Source organism: Ktedonobacterales bacterium (assembly GCA_036557285.1).
Classification (GTDB): domain Bacteria; phylum Chloroflexota; class Ktedonobacteria; order Ktedonobacterales; family DATBGS01; genus DATBHW01.
Genome location: DATBHW010000044.1, coordinates 122,669 through 134,968, shown reverse-complemented (window position 1 = coordinate 134,968; position 12,300 = coordinate 122,669). Strand labels below are relative to the sequence as shown.

Sequence of the window (12,300 nt, the reverse complement as noted above, 5' to 3'; positions counted from 1 at the left end):
CTGGCTGGTGGCTTCGCTGGCGGAAAGCCGCACCGGACCGAGCGGAGCGCCGCCGGGACGGCGGCTGAACGCCTCACCGGCGACCAGGGCTGCCCGTTCAGCGTTTCCACGTGCCAGCGTTTGGCCGCCGGGACGGCGGCGCTACACCTGCGGCCTTCGCGCATCCTGCCAGCAAAACAACACAGCAGAGAAAATTAGGGATGACTCATGTTATCGAGACAGATAGTTGCCTCGGCCTTATGGCACGATCATCGCGGCGTGGTTTGCCAGTTCCACCAGACCATTCGGATAAATGCCCAGGCCGATAGTAAAAAGGACAGCGATTGCCAGCGCGACCCATGCTCCCACAGGGATACGCTGCGCCAGGCCAGACTCTTTGGCCTGTTCTTTGCGCGCCGGGGTCGCTGCCTTGCCGGTCTCTTGCCGGGTAGCTTTCTTGCTGCGCGCAGCAGGTCCGGCCAGGGCCAGCGTCCCGCTTCCGGTTCGGCGGGGAGCCGACGCAATCGCCTCACGCTCGCCTGCTCCAGCCAGTGAGCCGCTGCGGGCTGGCGCCGCTTCGCGCTCGCGGCCCTCGGTGAAGTACATGGCCCAGATGACGCGCAGGTAATAGAAGAAGCCCAGCACGCTCGCCAGCACGCCGATGATCGCCAGTTCCAGATGCCCGTCTTTGATGGCAGCGTAGAAGATGTACCACTTGGCCGGGAAGCCCACCGTGCCGGGGAAGCCCGCCAGCGCCAGCAGGAAGAGTGCCATAACGCCTGCCAGCACCGGCTGCCGCCGCGCCAGCCCGGCGTAATCGCTCAACTCAGTTCCCTGTCCATCGCGCCGCTCCAGCGCCAGTACCGCGCCGAAAGCGCCAATATTCATGAACGTGTACGCGCCAAGATAGAAGAGAACGCTGGCAAGCCCCTCCGAGGTATTCAGGGTGATACCCACCAGAATATAACCCGCGTGCGCGATGCTGGAATAGGCCAGCATGCGCTTGACGTTGCTCTGAGTGGCTGCCAGGATGTTGCCGCCCACCATCGTCAAAATGGCGATAGCCCAGATCACGCCCGTCCAGCTTGCGCTCACCGGATGCAGCGCGATCATGAAGGTACGCGCCAGCGCGATAAATGCCGCCGCTTTGGTGCCTGCCGACATAAAGGCGGTAATCGAGGTCGGCGCCCCTTCGTAGACATCAGGTGTCCAGGCGTGGAAAGGGATTGCCGAGACCTTGAAGGCGAAGCCCACGGCCAGCAGCCCCATGCCGATAACCAGCATCGGCCCATAATCAGCGCCAAAGGCCCCATGCGTCAGGTTGGGGGCGTGTTTGCTGAGAAACGTATTGATACCGCTCAGGCTGGTTGTGCCGGTTGAGCCGTACACCAGCGCCATCCCATAAAGCAGGAAGCCGGAGGCGAAAGAACTGAGCAAAAAGTATTTCATGCCCGCTTCCTGAGACTTGAAGCGCCCCGCGATAAAGGCCGACAGGATATAGAGCGCCAGCGACAGGATTTCCAGCCCCAGGAAGATGGTCATAAAGTTGGTAGCCGACCCCATCAGCATCATCCCGGCGACGGCAAAGAGCAGCAGCGCGTAGTATTCACCGTGCTGGCTGATGCCCTGGCGCTCGATATAGCCGGGCGAGAGCAGCGCCGCCAGCATACCCGCGCTGAGGACGATGAGGTTGCCAACCAGCGCCAGCCAGTCATCAGTGACCATACCAAAGAATGCCTGCTGGCTATCGCCAACGACAAAGAGCGTAATCGTGGCGGCGAAGCCACCGGCCAGCGCCAGCAATGCCAGCAGCGCCAGCCAGCCTTTGCGACTGGCTGGCGTGAGCAGATCGGCGATCAGGAGCAGCAGCGCGCTCCCGGCGATCACGATCTCCGGCGCGATTCGTTCCCAGTCGGCGGCGATGGGAGTAAAGGTGAATGGCATCAGGCGCCTCCATCAGAGACAAGAACAGAGGTATGCTGCTGAGTGTGGCCGTTCCCGGCGCTCAGCGGCGTGTGATAGACGGTTATCGGTGCTGGCGCGCTGGTGGTCTGCACGCCGGGCAGATGGCCGACGCTGCTCTGCATGGCGTTGGTCAACTGTCCGGGGAAAAAACCAAGATAAAAGATGAGCAGCAGCAGCGGCAGCAGCACAACCAGTTCGCGCTGCCGCAGATCGCCCGCCAGACCCTTGCGCTCGGCGGCCACCACTGGCCCACGCTCTGGCGCGGGTCCGTGCATGACGCTCTGGAAAAAGCGCAGCAGATACCAGGCGGCAGGTATGACGACCAGCGTCCCCAGCGTGCCGTAGACGATGTTGGCGCGGAACGCGCCCAGCAGCGCCAGGAACTCGCCCGCGAAGCTGTTCAACCCTGGCAGACCCAGCGCGGAAAGCGCGGCAATCAAGAAAACCACCGAGAGCAGCGGCCAGCGCAGCGCCTGCCCGCCATAATCTTCCAGCTTGCGCGAGCCGGTCCGCGCCTCTATGTAGCCCGCAATCAAGAAGAGCGCGCCGATGGTGATGCCGTGATTGACCATCTGCAAGACGCCGCCCTCCAATCCCTGGCTGTTGAGCGCAAAAATGCCCAGGATCACGACCCCAAGATGGCTGATGCTGGAATAGGCGATCAGCCGCTTGAAATCGGGCTGGACCAGCGCCTGCGCCGCGCCATAGAGGATGCTGATCACCGCCAGAATCTCCATCAGCGGGACCAGCGTATGCGTCGCGGCGGGCAGCAGACCGACACAGAAGCGGATAAAGCCATAGGCGGCGGTCTTGGTCATGACGCTGGCGAGCATGATGGTGACGGGCGTGGGCGCTTCGGCGTAGGCATCAGGCAGCCAGGAGTGCAGCGGAACCAGGCCCACTTTGACGGCGAAAGCGGCAAAGAAGGCCAGGAAGATCAAAATCCCTTCGGTGTTGGTCAGCGGAGTGTTCATCACCTGCGCCAGATCAAGGGTGAAGCTGGCATTTGGCCCACCGTTGAACTGGTGAATGACGCCCAGCGTGATAATGCCCACCAGCATCAGCAGGCTGCCCACCGCCGTGTACAGCACAAACTTGATCGCGGCGTAGACACGGCGCGGCCCGCCCCAGGAACCGATCAGGAAATAGGCCGGGATGAGCATCACTTCCCAGAAGACGTAGAACAGGAAGAGATTGGTAGCCAGGAAGACGCCCAGCACGCCGGTTTCCAGCAGGAGCATCAGCGCCATATACTCTTTGACGCGAGCGTTGATGCTCCAGAGCGACGCGCCAATGGCAATGGTGGTCATCAGCGTGGTCAGGCCAACCAGGAAGAGGCTGATACCATCCACGCCGACGCTGTAGCTGATACCCAGGCCAGGAATCCAGTTGGGGATCGTTTCGGTCCCCTGAAAGCCGGGCTGGCTCCCGTCGAAGCGAGCGGTCATGATGATCGCCAGAATGAGATTGACGATGGCCCAGAGCAGCGCCCAGGGCTTTGCCCAACTCGACGGCAGGCAGAGCAAGATGACTCCGGCCACCAGAGGCAAGAAGATAATGACGGAAAGGAGCGGAAACTGTATCATAGGTTTTTTTCTAGCTCCCTCTGCTCAGGGTCTTGCAATATAGTACAAAAGAATGAGGATCGCGCCGAGCAAGAAAACGAGCGCGTAGTTGCGCACGTAGCCCGATTGGACGGTGCGCAGGCCAACGCTCGTCTTTCCTACCAGCCAGGCCAGGCCGCGACTACCGCCATCCAGCGCGTCGCCCTCGATAAAGCGATTCGCCAGCCTGCTCGCGCCCACGATGGGTTTGACGATCACCCAATCATAGAGTTCATCGAGCCAGTATTTATGCAGCAGCGTCTGATAGATGAAGTTGCGCATGGGCTGGAGGCGCGGTGTGCGCCAGACATACAGAGAGGCGGCCACGCCAATGCCGATCAGCCCTGCGGCCAGGCCCGCGCCAAAGGAAATCCACAGCATCCCATCCTGAAGCGTAAAAGCGTCCAGCTTGAAGCCGTTGCCCAGGACGGGCGTGAGGAATTGCCCCAGCGCGTCAGTCCAGGGCGTTCCATAGAGGCCGCCAATGGTGGAGAGAATCGCCAGAACAACCATCGGCGCGAGCATAATCCAGGGCGCTTCGTGAACGCGCGCCAGCGGATTGCCGCGCCGGAGCTTTCGCGCCTGCCCCTCGGCCTGCGCTCCAGTCGGCGCTTCGCCGCCGCGATAGCTGCCGTGAAAGACCACAAAAATCACGCGGAAGATGTAGAAGCCGGTGAGGATGGCGGTTGCCAGTCCCACGCCATAGAGTACCAGATACCAGGGATTGCCGCCAGGAGCGGTCCCGAGCGCCAGCAGGCTCCCCAGGATGGCGTCTTTGCTCCAGAAGCCCGCAAAGGGGACGATGCCCGTAATCGCCAGGCCGCCGATGAGAAACGTCCAGTAGGTCCAGGGCATGCGCGCCCGCAGGCCGCCCATCTTGCGAATATCCTGCTCGCCGTCCAGGGTGTGAATGACCGCGCCCGCGCACATAAAAAGCAGCGCCTTGAAGTAGGCGTGCGTGGTCAGATGGAAGATACCGGCGGAAGAGTTGCCCGCGCCCTCGGCCATAAACATATAGCCAAGCTGGCTGATGGTCGAATAGGCCAGGACGCGCTTGATGTCGTTCTGCACCAGGCCGACGCTGGCCGCGAAAATCGCGGTCCCCGCGCCAATGCCTGCCACGACCCAGAGGCTGGTGGGCGCGTATTGGAAGAGGTTGCTGGCCCGCGCGACCAGATAGACGCCCGCTGTGACCATCGTAGCGGCATGGATCAGCGCGCTGACCGGCGTTGGGCCTTCCATCGCGTCTGGCAGCCAGACGTGCAGCGGAAGCTGGGCCGATTTCGCGGCGCAGGCCAGGAAGAGCAGCAGGGTAATGGCGATCAGCATCGGGTCATTGACACCGAAGGCTTGCGGCGCGGCAGCGGTCGAGTCGGGGCCGCTGAAGAGGATGCCGTTATAGGCCAGCGTGCCAAACTTGTTATACAGCAGGAAGATGGCGAGCATCAGGCCAAAGTCGCCAATGACATTGACGACAAAGGCTTTCTTGGCCGCCGCAACCGCCGAGGGCCGCTGATACCAGAAGCCGATGAGCAGGTACGAGGCCAGGCCAACGGCGGCCCAGCCGATCAACAGGAACAGGAAGTTGTTGGCCGTGACCAGCAGCGCCATCGCAAAGATGAAGAAGTTGAGAAACGAGTAGTAACGCCAGTAGCCGGGGTCGCCGTGCATATAGCCAGCGGAATAGACGTGAATGAGAAAGCCCACGCCCGTGACGACCAGCAGCATCACGCCGGAGAGCGGGTCCAGCCGCAGGCCCAGGTCAATGCCCAGGTTGCCGGAGACAACCCAGTTCCAGAGCGAGAGATCATCGGCCTGCGTGACGGAGTTAATCAGCGTCAGAAAGCTGAAAAGAGCGCAGAGAAAGGCCAGCGCAATCGAGCCGCAGCCGATCCAGGTGATCATCTCGGTGCGCTCGTGCGCGTTGAAGAGTCGCAGGCTGGCGATGATGAGAAACCCCAGCAGGGGCAGCAAGAGGACCAGCGGCGTTAAGTCAAAGACCTGCATTGCTTCACCCCTTCATGGAATCTAGCTCGTCAATGTTGATGTCGCGGCGCGCGCGGAAGATCGAGACGATGATTGCCAGACCCACGACGACTTCGGCGGCGGCCACCGTCAGGACGAGAAAGACGAAAATCCAGCCGTCCACCGAATCAAGGTAGCGGGCGAAGGTCATAAAGGACAGGTTCACGGCGTTGAGCATCAACTCAATTGACATGAACATAATCAGCGGGTTGCGCCGCACCAGCACGCCCACGACGCCAATCGTGAACAACACGGCGCTGACAATTAAATAGCCTGTTGGTTGATCTGGAGGCATACCTGTTCTTCCTCGATGTATTTTGATAGGCTCATCATTATCCTTCAGCGAGCGACTTGCGATATAAAATATGCTGCTTCACTTCACGAAAACCGAGGCTTTCATACAAGCTTCTAGCCCCTTGCTCGTTAGCTGCATCGGTAAATAAGCGAACCTGCGTGATCCCCTTTTCTCGCAGCGCCTCTAGCCCGTAGACCATGAGGGCGCGCGCAATACCGCGTCGTTTCCATGCCTTCCTTACCGCTACTTCCGCAATGACTCCCACGCCTTTACGAATGTGACACCAGACCAGGCCGACTACCTGATCAGTGGCCCACGCGACCTGACACAATGTAGGGTCAAAACCGCTGATATGAATCTCTTCCGCAAGAAACTCCTGATAATCCGCTTCACTCTCAGAAGTGCTTATCCATGTGTCCGAATAGGCATCTTTGAGCGCCTGATAAATGGATCGGTAGTGATCCGAATGAACGGGCCGACGAGTGACCCCTGCCGGGAGCGCGCCAGGAGGCAAAGCCGACAGCGGATCGAGCTTCATATCACTGAGCCGTCGTACCTCGATATAGCCGTTCGCTCGTATAAGCGCGCCGGCCTCTTTTTCAGTGCTGGACGCATTGGTCGCCAGCATTTTCACGCCAGCGGTTTGCTCACCTGCCGCAATCTCGCGGATGCGTGCCTGTGACCAGTGGAACATCGCCTGGCCTATTCCTTTTCCGCGCCAGGCCGGGAGCAGATAACCGAGATGGAGATACACCCGCGTGCCGGTTACTTCTGTCCAGCGCCACAAGACGTGATTGTAGCCAATGACCTGCCCTGCCACCTCAGCGATGAGTAGATCAGGTGTGCCAGATGAGACCGCGCCAAAGCTAGCTGCCAGGCTATCAACTGTAGGGACGCCTTCACGAGAAGAGAGTGGGTCCACCTGATCCCATTCCCGCGAACCCTCATGCACAGCGACTATCGGCGCATAGTCGGCTGCGCCCCGGAAGCGGCGGAACATGAGGCCGGAAATAGCCGGGGCATCAGGAAGATGGATGCGCTCGTCGTTGGTCATATACTCCTCAATCAGTGCTGAGTACTCGCCATCCCTAGAAGCCCTCCGACCCAACACCAGCACGCCCACGACGCCAATCGTGAACAGCACCGCGCTGACGATTCCATAGCCTGCTGGTTGATCTGGAGGTATAACCGTTAATCCTCTCATCAGTGGTTAGTACTCGCTATTCTTTGCGCGCTTATAGCGCTCGCTTAACTCTGCTTTAACTCTGGTGTAGGTTTCGCGGCCATTAGTCAGGGCAGCCCCCAACCGCCCCTTCTGGGGCAGATCAGATGCTTTTTTAAGCAATCCACCCAATACACCAACGCCTAATAAGCAGTACAGGCATCCTATGAGAGCGGCAGCCGATCCAGAGAAGATACCATAGGTCAGTAACCCAATCGCGGCTACCATGAGTACCAATGTTAATAGGAAAATGACAATCACTGCTCCTGCCAGCAAATTAGCCCACTTGCTGCTAAGCTGCATGTTCGTGCCTGGTTGCTCTGGCATTTCTTCAGACATCTGCTGCCTCTTTTCTCTGAACAAGCCAGCCCTTTGCCTAATCCCGCGAAGCCCTTCTGCCGAGTACCAGCGCGCCGACGATAGCGACGACCAGCAGAATGCTGGTCACTTCAAACGGGAAGAGAAAGCCGTGAAACAGGCCCATACCGAACGCCTGGATGCTGCCGAATTTGTCAACCATACTCGACAAACTTGCGGCTGACGAGGCGCGCGCTGCCGGGCTGAGCATAGTGTTCAGCAAGATATAGGATAGCCCGCCCACCAGAATGACGGCCAGGCCCGCCGCCGCGCCTCTCTGCCAGCGGATGGGGTCGCGCTGCTCAGTCACCTGCGCGTCAGGGGCCAGCATGGTGACGACGAACAGGAAGAGGACCATGATCGCGCCGGTATAGATCAGCACCTGGACAACCGCGAGAAAGAGCGCGTTCAGCAGCAAAAAAAAGAGCGCCAGACTGAATAGATTTAATATTAAGCTAAGGGCGCTGTAGACGGCGTTGCGGAACAGGATCACGCCCAGCCCGGAAAGCGTGGCCGTGACCGCCAGCGCCACAAAAGCGAAGGTTGTGGCCGTGATTGACATACGTGTGTTGGGGCGTTACGCCCTACTCCTCCTCTATGGGTTCTGCCTCTGCCGGGAGGTCGCCCTGCCCGACGGCTGCCGCCGAGGCTTCCAGGCCATCGAAGTAGCCGCGCCGCCCTGGCACCGGCTGCGGCGTCTCTTCCGGCGGCGGATTGTCCCAGGCATCCAGCGTGCCGCGCGTGGCCTGGCCAGGCGGCTCCAAGAGCTGCTCTTTATGATAGACCATCTCTGCCGGGTCATAGGCGGCGAGTTCGTACTCGTGTTCGAGCGTGATTGCGCCGGTTGGGCAAGCTTGCTGACAATAGCCACAAAAGATGCAGCGCAGCAGATTCACGTCAAAGACGCGCGCGTAGCGTTCGCCCGGCGACACCGGATGTTCCGGCGTGTTCTCTTCGGCCTCAATATAGATTGCGTCGGCTGGACACGCGCCCGCGCAAAGGTAGCAGCCCACGCAGCGTTCCTGCCCATTTTCGTAGCGATGCAGCACATGTCGCCCGCGAAAGCGTGGCGGCAGTTCTCGCTTCTGCTCCGGGTAGGAGATGGTGGTCTTTTTGCGCCCCGCGTTCTTGAGCGTGGTCCCCAGACCTTTGACAATATCAAATGCCATGATCGGTTCCTCTATTTCTTAGCGACAGGCGTTTGAGATTCCTTATCTTTGGCCTCGGCTTCAGCCCCTTCTTCAGCGTTCGCGGCAAGCTGCGCCGACGGGCGCGCCGCGCCAGCCGCTGCGATGCGCACCAGCTTTACGCTGGATGGAACGGCAAACCCCTCTGCCGCCTCCGGCTCGCGGGCCGCCGCCTCTTTCGGCGGTTTGCCCTGCTCTCTGGCGCGGCGAACCGCCCAGGCGCCAGCGATGATGATGAGAACGCCCAGCCCAAACGCGCCGGTAGTCCACCAGGCCCAGCCCAGCGACACGGCAACTGCTGTGAACAGCATATTGAGAATAGCCAGCGGCAGCAGCACGCGCCAGCCGACCTTCATCAGTTGATCGTAGCGGATGCGCGGCAGGGTTGCGCGCAGCCACATAAAGACGAAGAGCGCGATAGCAACTTTGATGAGATACCAGAGAAACGGCCAGCTTAGCAACGTCCCATAGTTGATCGGCCAGAGTGTCCAGCCGCCCAGGAAGAGCGTGACGGCAATCGAACTGACCGTAATCATGTTGATATATTCGGCCATCTGATAGAGGCTCCAGCGCAGCCCGCTGTATTCGGTCAGATAGCCGGCGACAAGCTCTTGCTCGGCTTCGGGCAGGTCGAAGGGCGCGCGGTTTACCTCCGCGACGGCAGCAAGGCAGTAGAGGGCAAAGCCCAGCGGCTGAGCAAAGATATAGGGCAGGCCCAGGTCCACCTGCGCGTGGACGATGCTGACCATGCTCAGCGTTCCCGACAGCATCAGCACGCCCATGATCGTCAGGCTCATGCCGACCTCGTAAGAGACCATCTGCGCCGCGCTGCGCAGCGAGCCAAGCAGCGAGTATTTGTTGCCGGATGCCCAGCCGCCCAGCACAATCCCGTAGACCGCCAGCGAAGAGATAGCAAAGATATAGAGCAGGCCAACGTTAATATCGGCGATAAAGGGATCCCAAGGGCTATGCGTATCCCAGCCGAGCCAGCGCCCCCCCAGCGGGACAACGGCAAAGGCCGAGAGCGCGACCACAATAGAGATGAGCGGCGCGATGAGATAGATCAGCACGCGCGCTCTGGTGGGGATAATCTGCTCTTTGAAGACCATCTTGAGCGCGTCGGCCAGCGGCTGAAGCAGGCCGAACGGCCCGGCGCGGTTCGGCCCCAGGCGCGTCTGCATGAATGCGACGACCCGCCGCTCGATAAGCGTCAGATAGGCGAAGGCGGTTAGCAGCGCGCCGATCAGGATAATTGACTTGGCAACCGTCGCAAGCAGATATAAGACTGTATCAGACATACGTTTTTCCTCAGAAGTACGACCCGCAATCAGTCGCTGGCAGCAGCCGAAACGGCTGCTGCTTGTAGCTGCGGCAGCCCGTGCTGGAAGAGATCAAGTGCCAGGTAGGCTGAGCCGCCCTCCGCCGCGTTTTCGGGCAGGGCGGGCCAGCGCACGCCCTGGCTTTTATTCAGCAGTTCCCAATTCAGGCCGCTGTAGATAGGCGTCACGCGGGCAATCTCCGCCAGAATCTCGCGCGGGCTGGTATAGCGCCACTCCTGGTTCATGCGCTGGCCGAGCGCGGTCAGAATCTGCCAATCGGGCAGTGGTCCCGCCAGCGGGCGCATCGCCTGACGCACAGCCTGCACGCAGCGTTCGGTGTTGGTGAAGGTGCCTTCTTTTTCGGCAAAGGACTGTCCGGGCAGCACGACATCGGCGCGCTGCGCCGTTTCGTTCAGCGTCAGGCTTTGCACGACCAGAAACTCCAGATTCTCCAGCGCCCCTGGATCGGGCAGGCGCCGGGCAGGGTCTGCGCCCAGCACATAGAGCGCCTTGACGCCGCCGTTGAGCATCTGCTCGTAGGTCAGGCCCGGCTTCTTGGGGGCGCTGATGCCCCAGACCTCACGCAAATGCGCCCGCAGCGCGGCGTCTTCCAGTCCGGCATAGCCTGGCAGGCTGTTGGGCAGGACGCCCATATCGCGCGCCCCCAGCGAGTTATTATCCTCGAAGAGTGGACCCACGCCCGCGCCAGGGCGGCCAACGTTGCCCGTCACCAGCGCCAGGTTGAGCAGATCGGCGGCGAGGGTTGGCGCTTCCTCTTCCTGCGCGGCCATCTCGTCATAGAGCAGCGCCGCGCGTCCTGGCACGCGAGCTTGCGGGAACCCGGTTCCCGCAAGCTCGCGTGCCAGGACGCGCAGCGCCTCTTTATCAACTCCAGCAATCTTTGCCAGGTGTTCTGACGCCCCTGCCGGAGAAGCGGTTTGCAGGCTGTTCAGGAACTCAGGATGCTCTTCGACATATTGGCCGCGCGCCAGGTTTTCGGTCAGCACGACGTTTAGCAGCGCGCGTACCACTGCGTCCAGATGCCCGGCCTGATATTCGAGCTTCAGCGTTGCCAGGTGGTCAAGTCTGGTCGGCTTATTGGCGACGACATAGATTTTTGCGCCTGCCCGCAGCGCCTTCTTGATGCGCAGGTCAATGACCGGCTGGCGCTCGTAAGGGTCGGCGGCAAAGAGAACGATATGCGAGGCGCTGTCCAGTCCGGCGATGCTGTCGGTCCAGACCCAGGGGAGTTGTCCTGGCTCCGTCTCTGGAAACAGGCCGTGATGATGGTCCAGGTTGTTGGTGCCGATGGCGGCGCGGAAGAGCTTCTGGAAAAGATAACTTTCTTCGTTCGTCGTGTGGGTTGAGCCGATGCCGCCGACGGCGTGCGGGCCGTCGCGTTTGGCGATCTCCTGAAGCTTCGCAGCGACGAGATCGAGCGCCTCGTCCCAGGAGGCTTCCTCAAGCTGGCCGTTCTTGCGAATGAGCGGTGCGCGCAGCCGGTCAGGGCTGTTCACGTAGTCATACCCCCAGCGGCCACGATCACAGAGCCAGCCATCATCAATGCTGTCGTTGGTGTGCGACATCAGCCGCAGAATGCGGTCCACGCGCACGTCCACGCGCACGTTGCAGCCCACGCTGCAATTGGCGCAGACGCTGGGTGTTTTGCGCAGTTCCCAGGGGCGCGTGCGGAAGCGAAAGTTACGGGCGGTCAGCGCGCCTACCGGACACATCTCTACGGTGTTGCCCGAAAAGATGCTGTTGAAGCTCGCGCCCGGCGTCGTGCTGACTTCAATCTTATAGCCGCGATCATTCAGGATGAGTCCCTCTTCATCCATCGCCACTTCCTGGGAGAAGCGCACACAACGCTGGCAGGCGATGCAGCGTTCGCGGTCCAGCAGGATATTGTCGCTGACGGGAACAGGCTTAATGAAGTGGCGCTTGGTGAGGTCGAAGCGGCTGCCGCCAGGACCATGACGCAGGGTGAAGTCTTGCAGATCGCATTCGCCGCCTTTATCACAAATGGGGCAATCGAGCGGATGGTTAATCAGCAAAAACTCCAGCGTCCCCTCGCGCGATTTCCTGACCAGCGGCGTATCGGTATGCACGACCATGCCTTCGGTGCAGACCGTTGTGCAGGCGGTTTGTGGCGGCTTGGGCGCTTTTTCAATCTCGACAAAGCACATGCGGCAGGCGCCCAGCGGCGGCATTTTGGGATGATAGCAATAGATGGGAACCTCAATCCCCAGCATCTGCGCGGCTTTCCAGACGACCGTTCCAGGCGGGACGCTGACGGGACGCCCATCAATGGTCAGATGAATCAGTTGTGGCGTTTCTTCTGGCATAC

The 12,300-nt window shown here is 60.7% G+C and carries 11 protein-coding genes; 1 reads left to right on the top strand and 10 read right to left on the bottom strand.

What is annotated here, in order from left to right; translation table 11 throughout:
* A partial coding sequence (locus VH599_13260) for a hypothetical protein (GenBank protein ID HEY7349276.1) occupies positions 1-198 on the top strand: 198 nt, incomplete at its 5' end.
* 39 nt (positions 199-237) lie between these two features.
* Here VH599_13260 and VH599_13255 read toward each other — a convergent pair.
* From VH599_13255 to nuoG, 10 genes are read right to left on the bottom strand one after another with little or no spacing between them, the layout of a single operon-like run.
* Positions 238-1,923, bottom strand: coding sequence for an NADH-quinone oxidoreductase subunit N (locus VH599_13255; GenBank protein ID HEY7349275.1), 1,686 nt, complete (start codon positions 1,921-1,923; stop codon positions 238-240).
* Entirely contained in the window at positions 1,923-3,530 is a 1,608-nt protein-coding gene (locus VH599_13250; protein ID HEY7349274.1) for an NADH-quinone oxidoreductase subunit M, read from the bottom strand. Before VH599_13250 ends, VH599_13255 begins: the two co-directional genes overlap by 1 nt.
* Before the next feature lie 24 nt (positions 3,531-3,554).
* Positions 3,555-5,555, bottom strand: a complete 2,001-nt coding sequence (gene nuoL / locus VH599_13245; protein HEY7349273.1) for an NADH-quinone oxidoreductase subunit L — start codon at positions 5,553-5,555, stop codon at positions 3,555-3,557.
* Between the two features lie 4 nt (positions 5,556-5,559).
* Positions 5,560-5,868 carry an NADH-quinone oxidoreductase subunit NuoK gene (gene nuoK, locus VH599_13240; protein HEY7349272.1) on the bottom strand — a complete coding sequence of 103 codons (309 nt, stop codon included), beginning with the start codon at positions 5,866-5,868 and terminating at the stop codon, positions 5,560-5,562.
* Positions 5,869-5,905: 37 nt separating this feature from the next.
* The gene (locus VH599_13235) at positions 5,906-7,072 is read right to left on the bottom strand and encodes a GNAT family N-acetyltransferase (GenBank protein ID HEY7349271.1); all 1,167 of its coding nucleotides are present in this window, start codon (positions 7,070-7,072) and stop codon (positions 5,906-5,908) included.
* Positions 7,073-7,078: 6 nt separating this feature from the next.
* Positions 7,079-7,429: a hypothetical protein gene (locus VH599_13230; protein HEY7349270.1), complete on the bottom strand. Its 351-nt coding sequence runs from the start codon at positions 7,427-7,429 to the stop codon at positions 7,079-7,081.
* 37 nt (positions 7,430-7,466) lie between these two features.
* Entirely contained in the window at positions 7,467-8,009 is a 543-nt protein-coding gene (locus VH599_13225; protein ID HEY7349269.1) for an NADH-quinone oxidoreductase subunit J, read from the bottom strand.
* Positions 8,010-8,031: 22 nt separating this feature from the next.
* Positions 8,032-8,616 carry an NADH-quinone oxidoreductase subunit NuoI gene (nuoI, locus tag VH599_13220; GenBank protein HEY7349268.1) on the bottom strand — a complete coding sequence of 195 codons (585 nt, stop codon included), beginning with the start codon at positions 8,614-8,616 and terminating at the stop codon, positions 8,032-8,034.
* An 11-nt stretch (positions 8,617-8,627) separates the two neighbouring features.
* The gene (nuoH, locus tag VH599_13215) at positions 8,628-9,932 is read right to left on the bottom strand and encodes an NADH-quinone oxidoreductase subunit NuoH (protein ID HEY7349267.1); all 1,305 of its coding nucleotides are present in this window, start codon (positions 9,930-9,932) and stop codon (positions 8,628-8,630) included.
* Between the two features lie 29 nt (positions 9,933-9,961).
* On the bottom strand, positions 9,962-12,298 hold the full coding sequence (gene nuoG, locus VH599_13210; GenBank protein HEY7349266.1) for an NADH-quinone oxidoreductase subunit NuoG: 2,337 nt from the start codon (positions 12,296-12,298) through the stop codon (positions 9,962-9,964).
* Positions 12,299-12,300 lie beyond the last annotated feature (2 nt).

What these genes read in the sequence shown, in the direction of transcription:
- VH599_13255 (HEY7349275.1), bottom strand. Translation starts at nt 1,923, where the DNA reads ATGCCATTCACCTTTACTCCCATCGCCGCCGACTGGGAACGAATCGCG.
- VH599_13250 (HEY7349274.1), bottom strand. Translation starts at nt 3,530, where the DNA reads ATGATACAGTTTCCGCTCCTTTCCGTCATTATCTTCTTGCCTCTGGTG.
- nuoL (HEY7349273.1), bottom strand. Translation starts at nt 5,555, where the DNA reads ATGCAGGTCTTTGACTTAACGCCGCTGGTCCTCTTGCTGCCCCTGCTG.
- nuoK (HEY7349272.1), bottom strand. Translation starts at nt 5,868, where the DNA reads ATGCCTCCAGATCAACCAACAGGCTATTTAATTGTCAGCGCCGTGTTG.
- VH599_13235 (HEY7349271.1), bottom strand. Translation starts at nt 7,072, where the DNA reads ATGAGAGGATTAACGGTTATACCTCCAGATCAACCAGCAGGCTATGGA.
- VH599_13230 (HEY7349270.1), bottom strand. Translation starts at nt 7,429, where the DNA reads ATGTCTGAAGAAATGCCAGAGCAACCAGGCACGAACATGCAGCTTAGC.
- VH599_13225 (HEY7349269.1), bottom strand. Translation starts at nt 8,009, where the DNA reads ATGTCAATCACGGCCACAACCTTCGCTTTTGTGGCGCTGGCGGTCACG.
- nuoI (HEY7349268.1), bottom strand. Translation starts at nt 8,616, where the DNA reads ATGGCATTTGATATTGTCAAAGGTCTGGGGACCACGCTCAAGAACGCG.
- nuoH (HEY7349267.1), bottom strand. Translation starts at nt 9,932, where the DNA reads ATGTCTGATACAGTCTTATATCTGCTTGCGACGGTTGCCAAGTCAATT.
- nuoG (HEY7349266.1), bottom strand. Translation starts at nt 12,298, where the DNA reads ATGCCAGAAGAAACGCCACAACTGATTCATCTGACCATTGATGGGCGT.